Genomic DNA, 17,834 nt, shown 5'->3' with positions numbered 1-17,834 from the left:
ATACGAATGGGGAGATGGCTTGTGAGTACAGAGGAACAACGATTGAATAAATATGGAATGAAGACTTATAATACCCGTGACTTGATCGTACGCGAGGATATTATGGGCAAAGCTAAAGAACTAGCTACATTGATCTCGACAAGTGAAGAAGTAAAGCATTTTCAGCAGGCTGAGCAAAAAATCCTGAACCACGAGCGGGTACAAGGCCTGATTGCAACGATTAAGAAAAAGCAGAAGGAGATTGTCGCCTTCGAAAGCTTTAATAATAAAGACATGGTAGCCAAGATCGAGCGTGAAATTGAAGTGTTGCAGGATGAAATTGACGGCATTCCGGTCGTGAACGAATTTCAACAGAGCCAGAGTGACATCAACTATCTACTCCAGCTCGTCATTTCCGTGATTAGAGATACCGTTTCGGAAAAAATAAATGTGGAAGCTGGCACTGAAGCGCCTCCGACCACATGCGGATAACCACTCAGTTCAGGGGGCGGATGTAGATCCGTCCCTTTAAGTTTCACACTATACATAATCCTAATCTTTCTATTGTCCAGTTGTTGATTTTAGAAGTTAAGGTTTGGTACATTTAAAGATACGAATCAGTAAAATTATAGCTTCGGAAAAGGATGGGGCAATTATGAGCGAGAATGGGGAACAAACCTATAACGCCAAAAAATATCGTACACCGGACGGGGTTCCGGCCGACATCGTAATGTTTACACTGACCAAACGCGAACGTAAGACGGTCACGAAGACGCTTCCCTTACGTGAGCTAAAGGTAATGTTAATTAGACGTAAGAAATGGCCATGTGCTGGAATGTGGGCTCTCCCAGGCGGATTCTGCCAGGAGGATGAGTCCATTTATGCTGCGGCAACACGTGAACTCAAAGAAGAGACTGGCGTAGATGGCGGTCATTTGGAATATCTGGGCGTCTACAGTACACCAGGCCGCGACCCTCGCGGATGGATTATCAGTCATGCCTTTTTCGCCTTAGTAGAGGAATGGATGCTTGAGCAAAGACAAGCTTCGGATGATGCTGGTGAGGTAGGTTTATTTACATTGCAGGAAGCGCTTGAAGAGCTGGAACTCGCTTTTGACCACCATGATATCATCAAGGATGCATACTTGCGTATTCAACAACAAATGCTGCAGACTACGATCGCAAGACAGTTTTTGCCTAGACATTTTACCCTTAGTGAGCTCTATCAGGTGATTCAGACCGTAGTGCCGGAATTTAAGGAACCCAATTTTATTCGTAAAATCACTTCAACGCGTAGTCGTCAGGGTATATTAAAAGAAGTGAGGGACGAAGAGGGAAATGCACTTAGTTCCAATCAATACTCCCAGCGTCCAGCTCAACTCTATATGTTCACAGATCACGAGCCTTTGTTATCCATCTATACGTAGTGGCTTAAATCCGGAGAGGGGATTAATCTCATGAGAGCACTAATAGTAATCGACTTTACCAATGATTTTGTGGACGGAAATCTCCCGGTTGGTCAGCCAGCCGTAGATATCGAGCTTAGAATCAGCCAATTAACGTCTGAGTTTGTCCAGAATGGCGATTATGTTGTTATGGCCGTAGATTTGCATGAAGAGAATGACCCTTACCATCCGGAGAGCAAGTTGTTTCCTCCTCATAATGTCCGCGGGAGTGAGGGGCGTGAGTTGTTCGGAAGCTTGAAGTCTGTTTATGAGAACAATCGCGATTCCATCTATTGGATGGACAAAACACGTTATAGTGCCTTTAGTGGAACCGATCTGGAGATCAAGCTGCGGGAACGCGGCATTACTGAACTTCATTTAATTGGGGTCTGCACAGATATTTGTGTACTGCATACGGCAGTGGATGCATATAACAAAGGGTTTGCTATTACTGTGCACGAAGATGCGGTCGCCAGTTTCAATAAAGATGGCCACTCTTGGGCATTAGAACATTTCCGGGGAAGTTTAGGAGCAGACGTTGTAAATGCATAATACTATAACAGAACTTACACATACAGCAGCGTAGATATTAGGAGATGAGGACTTGAGAAGAGAACTTGCGCTACATACGGATAAATATCAGATCAATATGATGTATGCTCACTGGGTGAATGGAAGTCATAAACGAAAGGCAGTATTTGAAGCTTATTTCCGTAAGTTACCTTTCGGTAATGGCTATGCCGTGTTCGCAGGGTTAGAGCGTATTATAGGTTATATCGGAGGTTTGCGGTTTACCGAAGATGATATCCGTTACTTGTCGGAGCAAGAAGAGAACTATGCTCCCGCTTTTCTGGAGGAACTGCTGCAGTTTCATTTTCAGGGAACGGTTTATTCGATGAAAGAAGGAGCGTTGATTTTTCCGGATGAGCCATTAATCCGTGTGGAAGGGACAATTATGGAGGCTCAGCTGGTGGAGACAGCCATTCTGAACTTCATGAACTACCAGACGCTGATTGCTACCAAGGCTTCTCGAATCAAGCAGGTGGCTCCGAATGATATCTTACTGGAGTTCGGTACCCGGCGTGCGCAAGAAGCTGATGCAGCGGTGTGGGGAGCCAGAGCAGCCTATATTGGCGGCTTTGATGCAACCTCCAACATGTTGGCGGGCAAAATGTTTGGTATTCCTACAAAAGGAACACATGCGCATTCCTGGGTTCAGAGCTTTAGTAGTGAGCAGGAGGCTTTTGATGCCTATGCCAAGGTGATGCCGGACGAGGTTACGCTATTGGTCGACACCTTCGATACACTTCGTAGTGGTGTGCCTAATGCGATCAATACGGCCAAGAAGCTTGAAGCACAAGGTAAGAAGATGGTCGGTATCCGTTTGGATAGTGGTGACTTAGCTTATCTATCTCGTCAAGCACGTAAGATGTTGGATGATGCTGGCCTTGATTATGTGAAGATTGTCGCATCCAATGATTTGGATGAGAACACGATCATGGATCTGAAGCTGCAAGGTGCGGCAATCGATACTTGGGGTGTGGGTACACAATTGATAACTGCTTCGGATCAACCGTCTCTGGGTGGTGTCTATAAGCTGGTGGAAATTGAGTCCGCTACTGGAGAAATGATCCCGACGATCAAAATTTCCTCCAACCCTGAAAAAGTATCCACGCCTGGTAAGAAGGACGTGTTCCGGATTATCGGTAAAAATGGCAAAGCGCTTGCTGATTATATCAGCTTCCCAGATGAGGAATCCCCACGCAATGGTGCACGGTTGAAACTGTTTAATCCGCTGCATCCATACATGCATAAGTATGTTGAGCGTTACGAGGCGCTGCCTATGCTAGAACCGATATACGTTAACGGATTTCAGGTGTATACATTACCGGATTTGAATGAAGTTCGCCGCTACCATCGGGAGCAAAAGGACCTATTCTGGCCGGAATATCAACGTAAGCTGAATCCCGAGGTGTACCGGTTGAATTTGAGTGAAAAGGTCTGGACTAGCAAGCAGCAGTTAATCGCTGAGCATATACGACCGGATATTGAATAGATTTTGCAGGATTAATTCTGTCAACAGTGTTAACGCGGGAGAGTGATGTACCCGCGTTTTTTTGTTTTTTCAGGGGCAAGTAAATAAGGAGGAGAACTTAATGGAAAAGGGTAAACTTGCTTTTGTGCCGAACAGGAACATTAAGCCTGGCGAGATTATTACATTCGGCACGTATTCACAATCAAAGGACGGTAAAGAACTGCCGATTGAATGGCGTGTTCTCCATAACTCAGGTAGCAAACTGTTTGTTTTGAGTGAGTACATTTTGGAATGCAAGAGGTATCACGGCAAGAGTGTAGATATAAAATGGCGTGATTGCGTGGATATTACGTGGCACGACTGTGATTTGCGCGAGTGGCTGAACGATGAATTCTATAACACCGCATTCAATATCGCCGAGAAGGAATTTATAAAGACGACTCATTGCACAGACAATGGAGAAGGCAGCCCGGATACAGAGGACAACGTTTTTTTGCTTAGCGTTAAGGAGATAGAAGCATTCTCTGATATACACAGCAAAGATCTGCGGCGTGCCGTTGGAACGGACTTTGCCAAAACGAAAAAGCCCGATGGATGCAGCTTATATGTATATGATAAAACGGACAAAGATAACTATATCATCAGAGACGGCGAAGAAGTTGGCTGCTCCTGGTGGTGGCTGCGAACACAGGGAAACAAGCCTTCACGTGCGTTTTTTGTCGGTCCGAGCTACAGTATTCGCAGCTATGCGAATGTCAGTGTAGCTCGTGACGGCGTGCGCCCCGCTTTAGTAATTATTCTTCCATGATAAAGGAAATCCGGTTTGGTGTGGCAACAATAAAAAGAGGAGTTTCCCTCTCTTCGCTAAAGTGAAGAACAAGGGATACACCTCTTTTTGATAAATCAGTCTGAGCTAAATGCTTCAGTTCTTCTTTTTGAATTTCACGAATGACCAGATCGTAAGCATCACCACTACTGCCAGACACGAGCCTATACTGATGCGGTTTTGAGCATCGAAGAGGAAGGAAATCGCGATAACCGCTAAGCAGACAAGTGTCAGAACGGTTATATAAGGGAATCCCCATACCTTAAAGGTCGCTTCTTTCGGATAGGATTTTCTCAATTTTAGCTGTGACATACAGATACTGATCCAGACCAGTAAAACTACAAAGCCTGGAACGGCCATCAGCACACGGAACAGTCCATCCTGCGCGAAGTACGCTAACAGGGAACCAATAACAAGAACAACGGCGCAAAGCTTCAGACTGTTGATCGGTACGCCTTTTGTAGAAGTTTTTGCCAAGCCACGGGGAGCTTCGCCCTGCGAGGCCATAGAGTGCAGCATCCGAGTGGCACCATAAATACCAGAATTGGCAGCAGAGAGTACCGCTGTAATCAGAATGAAGTTCATAATGTGATCGGCACCCTTGAGTCCTGTTGCAGCTAACACCTGAACAAACGGGCTGGTATGATCATTCAACTGATTCCATGGAATTAAGCCACAGATGACTAAGATTGGCAAGGAATAGAACAGAATAACGCGCAGAATGAAGCTTTTGACAACCTTAGGTAAGACCTTCTCTGCATCCTTTGTCTCCGTCAAAGTTAGTCCAATTAACTCCGATCCACCGTATGAGAACATTACGACGAGAAGGGCAGAGAAAATCGGGGCCCATCCACGTGGGAGAAATCCGCCATGATCCGTAAAGTTGTGTAAGTAAGGAGTAGCCTCAGTCATGGGTAACAGTCCAAATATTAATGAGGTTCCCAAAACAATAAAGATGATGATCATTGCAATCTTGATTCCGGCTAACCAAAATTCAGTTTCCCCGTAACCGGCTACACTCATCATATTGATGCCAATAATTAAAGCACCACATGCTAGACTAAGCAGCCATAATGGAGCATCCGGTAACCAGTATTGCAAGAAGCTTCCTGCCGCCAGCACTTCAATTACACAGACGGTCAACCACATGAAGCAATATAACCAACCCACGATAAAGGAGAGTCGTTCTCCAAAAGCCTCACGGATGAAGTCCTTCATGTTCCTATTCGGGTATACCGTAGCCATTTCGGCTATTGCCCCCATTACCACTAAGAGTAGCAAGCCCGCTAATACATAGGTAAGAATAACCGCAGGTCCAGCAATGCTTATGGTCTCAGAACTTCCTTTAAAAATCCCTGTACCGATTACTCCGCCCATCGCCATAAAGCTGATATGCCGAGGAAGCAATTTCTTCTGTAATGATGCTTCGTTTGACTTCACATTTAATGCCTCCTAAGCTGTGTTCGAAAAATTACACCAAGCATCAGTTTATCCTGAAATGGACTAGTTGAAAAGTAAAAATAACACACATTTTTTTGAAAACGGGTGACTTTTCACTGGAGTGTGATATTTATCATGTGGAATGTGATAAATTTAACATCTTAATTTTTAATTTTATTGCTAAATAAAAGTAGATAAATAAGCTTAGGTAACACATGGAAAATGCAAGATTTGTCACTTCGCGACTTGCAAAATCAAGTTACAATCGTTGAAAAAGTCAAAAGGATATTATACTGATGACATTCTGAAAGGGGCTATGTCGGTGGTACAGTTACCAAAAGTGAACGAACTCGGATTTTTTGAGATTCGTCTGGAATCAATTGGAGGGCTAGGCGCGAACTTAGCTGGTAAAATGCTTGCAGAAGCAGGCGTTGTCGGTGCTGGAATGAATGGAGTGAGCTTTTCATCCTATGGTTCTGAGAAGAAGGGATCAGCGGTAAAAGCGCATATCCGTTTTTGTGATTTGAACACGCATATTCGTGACACTTCACCTGTTGAACGTCCACATGTCGTAGGAATATTCCATGAAGCGTTGGCAAAGACCGTCAACGTGACTAGCGGAATTTATGATCATAGCACGGTGTTAGTGAACTCGGCCAAGTCGCCGGAGGAATTGAAGTCTTCCCTGAATATGATGGCAGGAACCATAGCAGTTGTTGATGCCACAACGATCGCATTAGATGAGAAGAACCGCGTAAACATGGCGATGTTAGGTGCATTGTTCCGGATGTGTGATTTCTTGGATCCTGAAATAATGAAGGGTGTTATTGAGAAATCGCTTGGTAAAAAATATCCGCAGGCTGTCCAGTCAGCACTAACTACTTTCGAACGTGGATTTAATGAAGTTACTTTCATGCATTTTCCATTGCCAGAAGGTGCGATTATGCCTGAGTACGTTCGGTCCGATATTTCGACCTTAGGTTATGAAACACAGCCTATCGGTGGAACCATTACGAATCCTGGCAGCAGCTTTTTAAAAAATCTCAGTATTTCACGTTCCGGTTTATTGCCTCATTTTAAATTAGATGATTGTATTCATTGTGCGCAGTGCGATACGGTATGTCCTGATCTATGTTTTGTTTGGGAGGAACAGCCTGATAAGAAAGGGCGCCCGCAAATGTTCCTGCAAGGGATCGATTATCAATACTGCAAAGGCTGTTTGAAATGCGTAGAAGCCTGTCCGACAACTGCCTTGTCTGGCGAACGTGAGGAAGATGGATACGCAGAGAGCCATACGGTACGTCATATTTTTGATCTCGTTACTGAGGCCTAATTAACAGAGGAAAGGTGGAACACACGTGGCTATAGATTTTGAAAAAGAAGTAAGCTCTACGAAGGTTGAGCAGAAATTCCTATATGAATCCGGCAATGAAATGGCAGCTTATGCTGCTCATCAGATTAATTATCATGTCATGGGTTATTTTCCAATCTCCCCATCGACAGAAGTAGCACAATTTCTTGATACAATGAAAGCCAATGGACAGCATGATATTATGCTCATTCCATCAGATGGTGAACATAGTTCTGCTGGAATCTGTTATGGAGCTTCGACAGCTGGTGGACGTGTATTTAATGCTACAAGTGCGCAAGGTTATATGTTCATGCTTGAGCAATTGCCAGTACAAGCTGGTACACGGATGCCTATGGTTATGAATCTGATCTGCCGCTCGATTTCCGGTCCGCTTAATATCCATGGTGATCATTCTGATTTGTATTTTGCGCTAAATACGGGCTGGCCGATTCTGATGTGCCGTGATCCACAATCTGTTTATGATATGAACCTGATGGCATTAAAGCTTGCTGAGCACGCCAAAGTGCGTCTTCCAGTAATGGTAGCATCAGATGGGTATTTTACATCTCACCAGAAACGTCGAGTACAGGCATTTACTCACCGTGAGGATGTTCATAAATTCGTTGGGCCACAACCTCCGGTAGGCTTTACAGATACACTGGACCGCAATAATCCAGTTACCGTAGGTCCTTACATGAACGAACCTGACTATATCAATAACCGCTATCAGCAGTCTGTAGCGATGTATAATGCGGGTGAAGTTTTCGAAGAAATCGCTAAGGAATTCGCTGAATTGACCGGACGCCACTATCCAATGATCGAAGAGTATCGGATGGAAGATGCGGAAGTAGCTGTATTCTTGATGAACTCTGCGTCAGAGATCATTAAAGATGTAGTGGATCAGCTTCGTAAGCAAGGTATCAAAGCAGGTTCAATTTCGCCAAATATGATTCGTCCTTTCCCGCAAAAGCAAATAGCTGAAGCACTGAAGAATGTTAAGGCAATCACCGTAGGCGACCGCGCGGATTCGGTTGGTGGTCACGGCGGTAATATGGTAAATGAAATCAAGGCAGCCTTGTTCACCTATGGTAACACTACTACAAAGGTAATTAGCCGTATTTACGGGTTAGGTGGTAAGGACTTCTACGCAGAAGATGGTCATGCGTTCTTCCAATTGGCATTGGATGCCGTTGCTGCAGACCGTGTTGAAGTTCCATTTGACTACTATGGCCACAATCCAGGTACACCTGACAAAGCTCCACAGCGTCTTTTGAAGCCGATGGACTTTGATTCGCTTAAGACTGGGTTAATTACTGTGAAACAAGACGAAGCAACAGGCAAATTAAGTGTGCGGATACCACCTCTGCGGAGCTTGACGAAGAAACCTAAACGGCTTGCACCAGGTCATGGCGCATGTCCGGGCTGTGGGATATTCTCAGGACTGGAGACTTTCTTCAAAGGCATCGAAGGGGATATCGTAGCGCTTTATCACACAGGTTGTGCTATGGTAACAACTACGGGATATCCATATTCATCTCATAAATCTACGTTTATTCATAACCTGTTTCAAAATGGTGCAGCTACCTTATCCGGTGTCGTAGAAATGTTCTGGGAACGCAAACGCCGTGGTGAGCTTGATGGTTTAGGGCTTAAAGACGACTTTACATTTGTAATGGTAACCGGTGATGGCGGTATGGACATCGGAATGGGGCCTGCGATTGGGGCTGCACTACGCGGTCACAAAATGATTATCGTAGAGTACGATAACGAAGGATACATGAATACTGGTGCTCAGCAGTCCTATTCCACACCACTGGGTCACCGTACTTCTACATCCAGCATTGGTAAGAATCAGCAAGGTAAAGTAACACAGCATAAGGATACTGCGCAAATCATGGCAGCTACTAACATTCCTTACGTCTTCACTGGATCCGAAGCTTACCCACAGGATCTTGTGAAGAAAGCGGCAAAAGCTCAGTGGTACGCACAGAACGAAGGACTAGTGTACGGAAAAATCCTGATCGCATGTCCATTGAACTGGATGTCTGAAGATAAAGAAGGCACCAACATCGTATCGCTTGCCGTTGAATCTTGCTTCTTCCCTTTATATGAAGTGGAGCATGGTTCTACGAATATTACGTACAATCCAGAGGACAAAGGCAAACGTGTTGAGCTTTCAGCTTGGCTGAAGACGATGGGTAAAACTCGTCATTTGCTGAAGCCTGAGAATGAGCCAGCTTTACGCAGCTTCGAGGAAGAAGTGCAGCGCCGCTGGAATCGTCTAAAAGCGAAACATGAGCATCCTGATTTGTAAGATGTAATCATCATTCATCCGCAAATTGGATATAGATAGTAAGAAATAAACCCGGCAGATTGGTCTGCCGGGTTTGTTGTATATATTGGAATAGGGGAGGAATGATTCTATTGAGCTGGATTCTTTGGATATGCTTCTTTGTACATTGAAGTTAAATGACTGGATGATAATCATTGGGGCTTTTTTACTTTGTGAGTTCTATGTCAAAAAGATAAAAATCCAAAGCTGTAGACGATCCTCATGTAGCGTTCAATATATGGGTTCTCCAGCATAGAAATGAAGCTATTAGAGAATTAGATTTTATGTTGTTTTTAATGAAGTTGGGTACATGGGTGTTTTTGAAAAAGAGAATGAGAAAGAACCCTATTATCTTCGAACGATCTATGAGTTTGACCGCCTTAAAGAATGGACTCAGATGATACCCTAATTATGACTTTGAACAAAAAACTTTCATGAGCTCCAGCTCACACCTAAGAATAAAAATGTTATTTCCTCTTATTAATCTATACCTTTCGCTGGAGTAGAGATGTCAGAAGACAAGAATATAGTTCTTTAAGAACCCGCGCTCAGCGTGTTTTTTTGTATTTTGAGGTACCAAGTACTTGTCCTTTGCTCGGGACAAGAACTTGGTACCATTGCCGATAATGGACAAGAACATAGTCTCGTTCCCGATATGGTTAATATCCAATAATCGGGTTAATTGCCAAATAAAAATATTAGACCAAAGCATAAACTTGTACTCTAATAAAAGAGAAGATTACTAGGCGGTATTCTAGGAAAAGGGAGCATTTCGTCTTAGAAATCGCTAGAGAAGCTAAAGAGATTTCAAAAAAATATGCAAAGAACGACTTTATCATAGATTATCACTTAACAGTGTAGATATGAAATTTTTCGCTAACATGATATTCATTAATATTTTATAAAAAGCCCAAATACATCCTCCAATGTCAATCCATACTTAAAAAGAGCCCAGCTAAATTTTTATGCTGACTTCTCCACTTGAAAGATATTCCTCGTCACCATTCTCGTATCTGACTTTCAGAAGACAATCGTTATTGATATCAATGGCTGTTGCTCTACGTTGTTTATTATCCTTCATCACCGTTACGGGTTTTCCCAGTGAAATTATTCGTTTTCTATATTCGGAAAGAAACAATCTGTCCGTTAAATGCTCATAAAATCCCATGAAATTATTTAGTATTTCTGCCACGAGTCGATTGCGAAGAGCACCATAATGATTGCTTTCGGAAATTACAGATGTTGCAATCTCGGTAAGGTCGTTTGGAAAGCCGTCGGACGGTAGCGCTACATTAATACCAATGCCGAGAACGGCATAATCAAGCCAGCCGTTTTCCAGTGACACGGAAGCTTCGGTAAGGATCCCGCATACCTTTTTGCCTTCCATGAAAACGTCATTAACCCATTTAATCTGCGTGTCTTTACCAGATACGCTCTCGATGGAAAGGGCAACAGCAACTGCGGTGCAAGTGGTCAGCAGAGCGGAGTCTGTTGCTGACAGCTTGGGACGCAGCAGGATACTCATATAGATACCCGATCCTGGTGGAGAAAAGAATTTTCGGCCCTTTCTCCCACGGCCAGCTGTCTGTTCTTCCGAAAGGATCACCTTACCTTCAGCTTCTCCATTTGAGGCAAGAATTTTTACGGCTTCGTTCGTTGAAGATATTGTTTTAAAGACTTCAACACGTAACTTTTGCCCCTGTGTATCCAGGAACTTTGAAATGGCACTGGCAGATAAGATATCCGTTTGAGGTGACAAGGAATATCCTTTATTGGTTACAGCTTGTATGGAATAACCGTCTGTCTGTAGCGATTTTATGGCTTTCCAGACAGCGCTGCGCGTCACGGATAACTGTACTGCTATTTCCTCGCCGGAAAAATATTCACCTTTGTTACTGTCGAGCAAGGCTAGAATATGTTCTTTAACTGTCATGGACTTAAACCTCCAGAAGTATAACTCTCCGACCAAAACCCATCGAATAGATTAACATTCAACGATTGCGACTGAATACTCTAATTCTATATAACAATAGGAAAAACTCAAGCGTGGTATTCCACTCAATTGTAAACCTGAAAATATATTAAGGTTTACAATTGAATGTGCCTCCACTATAATTCAGCTTACTGGACGTATTTTCTAACCAGAATACAATTATTCTTGCCCAATGGAGGTCATTTTCTTGAAGACAAAAGAACTTATTTATGCTGCATTATTCGCAGCTCTCATCGCGGTGTTGGGCATGATTCCGCCCTTACCCCTCGGCTTCCTCCCCGTTCCGATTACTGCCCAGACGCTTGGCGTCATGTTGGCTGGATGTTTTCTAGGGAAACGGATGGGCACCCTCAGTCTAGTCATTTTCATCATTCTCGTAGCCATTGGCTTGCCTGTACTGACCGGCGGTCGCGGCGGAATCGCGGTTCTCGTTGGACCTTCTGCAGGGTACATATTCAGCTGGCCGATCGCGGCCGGCCTCATCGGCTGGTATTCCGAAAAAATCTGGCCGAAGCTCCAAACTTGGAAGCTGTTAGCCGTCAATCTGATCTTTGGCGTAATGCTGGTGAATCTGATTGGCGCACCCATCATGGCATTAATAACAAATACGTCGATCTGGACCGGACTTGTCGGTGCGTTGGTCTTTCTTCCGGGAGACATCATAAAAGCCGTTATTGCAGCCGTCTTAACAATGCAGCTTAAAGCAATCAGCCCTATTGAAGAAAAAGCGCAGGCGTGATGAAATCTATGCACCTGATACAGCACATAATAAAACGTGCATTGAGAATCACAGTATTGCGATCTTAGACGGCCGGGAAGAACGTACATATTCTCAGTTCATGAGGCCGGTTCAACAGGTTTCAAATGGATTGCGGCATGGCAGACATGCGAAACGCAACATCTCTATCCTGTCCGGAAACCGCATGGAATTCGCCGAGTGTGTTCTCGGCGCCATCTACGCGGGATGCGTTTGCGTGCTGCTGGACCCTAAATCAGCTACATTACAATGGCTATCAAAGAAAGAAAGTTTGCATGAGGGGAGATACGATAGACGATTTTTACTCTTTATCCAATCTTAGCAAAAAGCTTTTTAAACAAAATGTTGATTCCTTTCAAACAGTTGATCCTTATATAAGAAGAAGGCTAGTAAAAGATCATTTACACTCTATTAGACAATTTGGCGTCTTCTTAAAAATGAGGATGAAAAGTTTCCTGAGATTTGCCTTGTTGCGTATTTTTTGCCTAATTGCTGCAGGCGATGGCGGAAATGGGACTCGGCGCGGATATGGTAAATTTTTGCAGGCTGGCGTAGATAATTTCCGAGAAAAGTTTTATAGAGGATCCCTTATGTATTGGAACGTGCTATTACTTGGAGGCCCATCACTGTAAGCTTGACCTGGAATATCTACCACTAGAGGCAAGAATAAAGTATCCTCGTCCCAGCCAATAAGCAGGTGTGGAAAAATGAAGGAAGAAGGAAACGCATATACTTGCTGCAGAGTTTCATAAGGAAAGTGATGCGTGAGCGCCTTTTACTTAGTTCCTCAATCAAATCCTTTACAGGTCCACTGGTTTCACCTAGGGAAAAACTTCTCTCCGATCCACTCATCCACGCTACAACTGCACTTAATGTGACTTTTTGGTTCATCATTAGGTACACAAGCTCTGCATCAGGAAGGTTACTCAGCATGGAGATCCCTTGGTGGCATGAAATAGGAGCACCTATTCGATCCGGAAGATCGTGAAAAGGGCTGACAATTGTTTTGATTTTTCGATTTAATGTGGGGAGTGAGCTCATCTCATTCCTTTCCGATTAAATGTTTGGTTAATCAAAAACCACTTTCGCGTAAAGTGTTCAGAATTATAGGGTGAATGGACCATGTTGTCAATTGTTTTATGCAGAAAAAAAGCGAGAGAAGTCCCAGTGCATTTAGCACTGATCTTTCGCTCACTTATAAGATACTTTTAATAGCGACGTGAAGTAGAGTTATCTTCTGCCTCTAGGCATCATGGAGTTATCGCACATCACATCTTTAACAGAATAAGTGTAGCAGTGACGAGGTACAGGTACACAGTGATGGCGTCTCACGATTTCCACAGGGTGAATAACATTCACTACTTGAGGGTGGAAGTAATCTTGATAAACCACTCTTGGTGGGTCAGTAACGGTTTGATCCGGGCATTTTGGACTTTCAGGCATTTCCTTCAGCTCCTTTGTGTGTGAACTTACCGTATTATACGCACAGAACAAAAGCCTGATTGGTTGTTTGTCTATTGTATATAAAAATGGGTACTTGTTTAATGCTTGTAAATTTCGCGCATAACATGGCGAAGTTCCGGCATAATTAACCGTTCCATAGCCAGTTTAACGGCTCCAGTAGAGCCTGGCATAGAGAAGATTGCGGTCTTTCCCATGGTACCGGCGATAGCTCGACTAAGAATAGCGGCTGAACCGATGTCCTCTGCGAAGCTTAGCATCCGAAAAATCTCACCGAAGCCGGGTAATGTTTTATCTAGTAAAGAGGAAACAGCTTCATAGGTCGTATCTCGTGGAGAAATCCCTGTTCCACCAGTCAGTAGAACGGCTTCTATTCCGGTATGATCGACGCATTTATACAGTAGCTCACGAATATCCTGATAATTGTCTTTAATAATGGTGCTGCCTATCACTTCATACCCGGCTTCTTCGAGCAAAGATTTAATCAAAGCTCCTCCGGTATCTGTTTCAGTAGTCCTAGTGTCCGAGACAGTAATGATATAGCAGGAAACGGTTTGAGGCGCTTCTTTCCGATGTTCTTCAACAGATGACAAATGGCTCAACTCCTAAATTAGAGATGTTATTATGATAGGGTATAGCTGAAGTAAAGACAAGCTGACTTATACCCACAGAATGCAGCTGGAATTTTGGGTGCAGCTTGCGTGCTTCGCGCGCATGTAGTACACTCGCTACACATAACTGTAATTTGCTGGGGAGCGATGAAACATGGAACAGGTCGTACCTGTGTATATATTGTCAGGATTTCTGGGCAGCGGCAAAACAACATTGCTGCAGCGCCTACTAGATCATTGGAAAAGTCAGGGTTTACGCCCCGCAGTAGTGATGAATGAGCTGGGTGAAGTGAACTTGGATGGATTGCTAGTTGAGCAAACTGTCCCTATGGCAGAACTACTTGGTGGATGCATATGCTGTTCTATCCGAAGTGATCTCAGTACAGAGCTAGCAACACTGATCAAGAAGGAGTCTCCGGATGTCGTAGTGATTGAGGCAACAGGCGCTGCGAATCCGCTGGAAATTGTGGATGGAGTAACCGAGATTTCGTTATATCAAAAAGTTGAACTGAAAAGCTTGATCACCGTCGTTGACGCCGCGCATCTTCTTGAACTGTATCGCGCACAGCAGGGGGCAACTTATCGCTTGATGCAGGAGCAGATTCGCTGCGCTTCTGTCTTAATATTGAATAAAGTCGATCGTGTGACAGTTGAAGAGGTAGAAGAGGTTACCGCTGTACTGCGGAAATGGAACTCATATGCTCCTATCCTGCCAACTGTGCTTTGTGAGGTGGAAACAGAGGAGCTTCTGCGTAATGCAGGTGGAGTGCTTACGGATGCACAACTGGAAGAGGTTGGAGACGTCAATGAAAGTTCCGTACATGATGAAGATGAACATACTACAGGTGGCACACATGCTACCCACGATCACGTTATGGCGTACACACATTATTTCAAACGTCCGGTAAACAGTGAGGAATTCGAACAGTTCGTTAAGGAACTGCCGCGAGATGTATATAGAGCTAAAGGGATCGTGACCTTTAATGACACCTCCAGCCGGTTTCTTTTCCAATATGCCTATCGTGAAGCTGATTTTATGAAAATTACACCACAGGGCGAAGTGCCTGACGTAGCCGTATTTATCGGTGAACATTTCTCATCTAGTGAACTACGCACTAGGCTCTTGGAGATGGAGCGACGCACTTTCGTTCGTCCTGGCACAGTTAAAAGAAGTCTGTAATTAGTTCTCCTTGTCAGAAGTTGTAATGGTTCATTCCTAATCTTGTAGGTTAATAGTATCGCATACCCTATAAAAATACAGGAGGTTTAAGGCTATGACCCGAATTCAATATCAGGAGTGCATTGACGCTTGTCTAGAAAGTATGAATGCCTGTAATTATAGCTATGTCTCAAGCCTAAAAGAATATGATCTTGCTTCTCTGCGTGAAAGCATGCGACTGGATCGTGAATGTGCGGATATTTGCTCTTACGCCATACAAGCGATGACCCGCCAAAGTCCGTTTGTATCCGGAATTCTCCGTCTGTGTGCAGAAATTTGTGAAGCCTGTGCAAATGAAAGCAGCAAGCATATACATACTCATTGTCAGGAATGTATCGATGCCTGCCGCAGATGTGCTGAGGCGTGCCGTTTGATTAGCGATGCTGTTAAGGTATACGCATAAGGTTGTATATCCTAACTCACTATATAACAAGTTAATGACCCGACCATTGCTGTATATGTACAGCAATGGTCGGGTTTTCTTTTTATCACAGATATAATTTCGATTCTAGAAGAGGAAATTTGCAAGGAACTGGAGAATTAACAGTAGATGTGAAAGGGAACACATACTTCTTCGAATCACCTGGATGATACCAGTTTATTATAGGCCCCTGGCAGGGCATACAGAAGTGAGGGGAAAGATGAAGCATACACAAGTACCAGAGAGTGAACAATCGAAGGAGTTATTTGCGTATTTTGGACTAGCAGTCTATTATGGTCAAGCCTTAGAACAGCAGTTGACCAATTTGTTATTGCTCACCAAATTATCACAAGGGAAAGCGCCCACGGAAGCAGATCTGACTGATCTGTATCAGCGAAAACTCAGCAATTCACTCGGTCAACTCATCAAAGAAATCCAGCATCACTTTCCTTTCTCGGAGCAAGAAACCGCTCAGCTAGAAGAAGTGTGGAAACAACGTAATCATATCGTTCACGATTATTTCAAAGAACGGATACAAGAAACGTTCACCCCTGCTGGAAGGGCAAAAATGATCGTGGAGTTAAAACGATTCAAAAATAAAGCTAGAAGGCTAGAAATCAAATTACAGGGCTATTGCACAGAAATGTTCACGAAGCTGGGGTTAGAAGAGGAGACTTTGTTCTAATAATCCTTCTAACCCGCAATCCTCTACAACCTCCGGTCTAAATTGAATCTTAGAAGCTCTAACGCAGCGTGAGAGTGCAGATAGTGCTTCGCCTAATGCCGGAAGCATCTCTGGCGTTAGGCGCTCACCTGGTTCCCACCACCAATTCACAATGTTCAATGTTTGGCTCTTCTTATCCATCACCGGTTCAAATCTCCCAATAAAACGATCATTATATAATAACGGCAGTACATAATAACCATACTCCCGTTCCAAGGCAGGTTTATAGACTTCCCAGCGGTAATGAAATCCAAATAATTGTCGGATTAATTCTCGATCCCATAACAAGTTATCTAGTGGAGCTAATGCAGCCGCAAACGAATAACTTGAATGACTCTCAGCATCTTCAGACTCCTGCTGTATTACAGCTTCTAAGGTTAGAGCGTCCATGCTACGGATGTAGAGAGGAAGCTTAATACCCTCCACTAGAACTTCCCTGAGACAGTCCGTCAGTAACAGCCTTTGAATCGCTGCATTACGCTCCTTGCTCTTCAGACCGGAAATACCAAGCCATCCGTCTCCGGATTTATTCCATAGCATTCCGATGCTGCCTATTCTACGCAGCACATACCAATCATGAAATTGTTCATCAGTGGGGTTAGGATCTTCAGTGTTTAAAAGATTATGAGGAAGCAGACGTTCAGTGAAATCGTAATAACGACGGGTATGAACACGATGATGAACGACTACTTCACCCCAAAAGTACATACTTTCCAAAGCGGCCCGTGTTAATCTAGCCGGAGCCCAAGCCCAATCTACCTTGTCCTTACCATCTAGATCCAGAGAGGAGAGGGGACCACGCTTTAATAGCTCTTCCCGAACCTGCTCTACTGTAACCATTACAGGCTCATTGACTTGATGATACGAGGCTGATGCCTCTCTTCTACGTTTAAAATAAGGCCAGTCCTCGGTACAATAAATGGACATGTTCTTGTCCCAGCCATCTAATAGAAGTCTGTCTTGATACAGTAGCTCTTGGGCTAGTTCAGGTGTAAACCCGGGAACTCGTGCTTGGAGGACAAGCTCATGGTTATGGCCTGCGATGTTAAGTGGATCATATTGAATACAGCCTACGTGACGGACATAATCATAAATGCTAAGTTTACCGGCAGGAAGAGCACCCGTAGTTAACTTTTGGTGAGCCAGGAGAAAAAGTCGAGCTTGCTTCTTAGTTATAGTGTATGTATGCATCAAATGCCTCCTCCACCTATATGTATTATTTTTCATTTTACAGAACAAAC

At 43.8% G+C, this 17,834-nt stretch carries 17 protein-coding genes; 12 read left to right on the top strand and 5 right to left on the bottom strand.

Annotated features, from left to right (window positions below; genetic code table 11):
• Positions 1-21 precede the first annotated feature (21 nt).
• The 5 genes from MHH52_RS16120 (at position 22) to MHH52_RS16100 (ending at position 4,266) form a co-directional block, all read left to right on the top strand.
• Positions 22-471, top strand: a complete 450-nt coding sequence (locus tag MHH52_RS16120) for a YlbF family regulator (protein ID WP_234539396.1) — start codon at positions 22-24, stop codon at positions 469-471.
• Between the two features lie 163 nt (positions 472-634).
• Positions 635-1,405 carry an NUDIX domain-containing protein gene (locus MHH52_RS16115; protein ID WP_042128449.1) on the top strand — a complete coding sequence of 257 codons (771 nt, stop codon included), beginning with the start codon at positions 635-637 and terminating at the stop codon, positions 1,403-1,405.
• Between the two features lie 30 nt (positions 1,406-1,435).
• On the top strand, positions 1,436-1,975 hold the full coding sequence (locus MHH52_RS16110) for an isochorismatase family cysteine hydrolase (RefSeq protein ID WP_313637401.1): 540 nt from the start codon (positions 1,436-1,438) through the stop codon (positions 1,973-1,975).
• A gap of 52 nt (positions 1,976-2,027) precedes the next feature.
• Positions 2,028-3,479 carry a nicotinate phosphoribosyltransferase gene (locus tag MHH52_RS16105; protein WP_340003571.1) on the top strand — a complete coding sequence of 484 codons (1,452 nt, stop codon included), beginning with the start codon at positions 2,028-2,030 and terminating at the stop codon, positions 3,477-3,479.
• A 100-nt stretch (positions 3,480-3,579) separates the two neighbouring features.
• Positions 3,580-4,266 carry a DUF6273 domain-containing protein gene (locus MHH52_RS16100; protein WP_340003570.1) on the top strand — a complete coding sequence of 229 codons (687 nt, stop codon included), beginning with the start codon at positions 3,580-3,582 and terminating at the stop codon, positions 4,264-4,266.
• Positions 4,267-4,380: 114 nt separating this feature from the next.
• Here MHH52_RS16100 and MHH52_RS16095 read toward each other — a convergent pair whose 3' ends face one another.
• Positions 4,381-5,724, bottom strand: a complete 1,344-nt coding sequence (locus tag MHH52_RS16095; RefSeq protein ID WP_340003569.1) for an amino acid permease — start codon at positions 5,722-5,724, stop codon at positions 4,381-4,383.
• Positions 5,725-6,046: 322 nt separating this feature from the next.
• Between MHH52_RS16095 and MHH52_RS16090 the strand changes: the two genes are divergently transcribed.
• Positions 6,047-7,057, top strand: coding sequence for a 2-oxoacid:acceptor oxidoreductase family protein (locus MHH52_RS16090; RefSeq protein WP_313637409.1), 1,011 nt, complete (start codon positions 6,047-6,049; stop codon positions 7,055-7,057).
• 25 nt (positions 7,058-7,082) lie between these two features.
• The gene (locus MHH52_RS16085; protein ID WP_340003568.1) at positions 7,083-9,389 is read left to right on the top strand and encodes a thiamine pyrophosphate-dependent enzyme; all 2,307 of its coding nucleotides are present in this window, start codon (positions 7,083-7,085) and stop codon (positions 9,387-9,389) included.
• Between the two features lie 973 nt (positions 9,390-10,362).
• Here MHH52_RS16085 and MHH52_RS16080 read toward each other — a convergent pair.
• Entirely contained in the window at positions 10,363-11,340 is a 978-nt protein-coding gene (locus tag MHH52_RS16080; protein ID WP_340003567.1) for a biotin--[acetyl-CoA-carboxylase] ligase, read from the bottom strand.
• 247 nt (positions 11,341-11,587) lie between these two features.
• Between MHH52_RS16080 and MHH52_RS16075 the strand changes: the two genes are divergently transcribed.
• Together MHH52_RS16075 and MHH52_RS16070 are read left to right on the top strand one after the other, a co-directional pair.
• A complete protein-coding gene (locus MHH52_RS16075; RefSeq protein ID WP_340003566.1) occupies positions 11,588-12,139 on the top strand; it encodes a biotin transporter BioY in 552 nt (183 codons plus the stop codon).
• Positions 12,117-12,479 (top strand): AMP-binding protein, encoded by a 363-nt coding sequence (locus MHH52_RS16070; protein WP_340003565.1) that lies wholly within the window; start codon positions 12,117-12,119, stop codon positions 12,477-12,479. The genes MHH52_RS16075 and MHH52_RS16070 overlap by 23 nt, the downstream gene beginning before the upstream one ends.
• 908 nt (positions 12,480-13,387) lie before the next feature.
• On the opposite strand, the gene MHH52_RS16065 is transcribed toward MHH52_RS16070, so the two are convergent.
• A complete protein-coding gene (locus MHH52_RS16065; protein WP_313637415.1) occupies positions 13,388-13,600 on the bottom strand; it encodes a hypothetical protein in 213 nt (70 codons plus the stop codon).
• 98 nt (positions 13,601-13,698) lie between these two features.
• Positions 13,699-14,211: a MogA/MoaB family molybdenum cofactor biosynthesis protein gene (locus MHH52_RS16060; protein ID WP_340003564.1), complete on the bottom strand. Its 513-nt coding sequence runs from the start codon at positions 14,209-14,211 to the stop codon at positions 13,699-13,701.
• A 172-nt stretch (positions 14,212-14,383) separates the two neighbouring features.
• Between MHH52_RS16060 and MHH52_RS16055 the strand changes: the two genes are divergently transcribed.
• The 3 genes from MHH52_RS16055 to MHH52_RS16045 all read left to right on the top strand — a co-directional run bounded on the left by MHH52_RS16055 (position 14,384) and on the right by MHH52_RS16045 (position 16,554).
• Complete coding sequence (locus MHH52_RS16055; RefSeq protein ID WP_340003563.1) at positions 14,384-15,409, top strand: GTP-binding protein; 1,026 nt, start codon at positions 14,384-14,386, stop codon at positions 15,407-15,409.
• A 94-nt stretch (positions 15,410-15,503) separates the two neighbouring features.
• On the top strand, positions 15,504-15,851 hold the full coding sequence (locus tag MHH52_RS16050) for a four-helix bundle copper-binding protein (RefSeq protein ID WP_313637421.1): 348 nt from the start codon (positions 15,504-15,506) through the stop codon (positions 15,849-15,851).
• 238 nt (positions 15,852-16,089) lie between these two features.
• Positions 16,090-16,554, top strand: a complete 465-nt coding sequence (locus MHH52_RS16045) for a hypothetical protein (protein ID WP_340003562.1) — start codon at positions 16,090-16,092, stop codon at positions 16,552-16,554.
• On the opposite strand, the gene MHH52_RS16040 is transcribed toward MHH52_RS16045, so the two are convergent.
• The gene (locus tag MHH52_RS16040) at positions 16,531-17,784 is read right to left on the bottom strand and encodes a winged helix DNA-binding domain-containing protein (protein ID WP_340003561.1); all 1,254 of its coding nucleotides are present in this window, start codon (positions 17,782-17,784) and stop codon (positions 16,531-16,533) included. The genes MHH52_RS16045 and MHH52_RS16040 overlap by 24 nt on opposite strands.
• Between the last annotated feature and the right edge of the window lie 50 nt (positions 17,785-17,834).

The sequence above is a fragment of the Paenibacillus sp. FSL K6-0276 genome (assembly GCF_037977235.1).
Classification (GTDB): Bacteria; Bacillota; Bacilli; order Paenibacillales; family Paenibacillaceae; genus Paenibacillus_AQ.
Note: the sequence above shows the minus strand (reverse complement) of the source record. Positions and strands in the feature narration are given on the sequence as shown.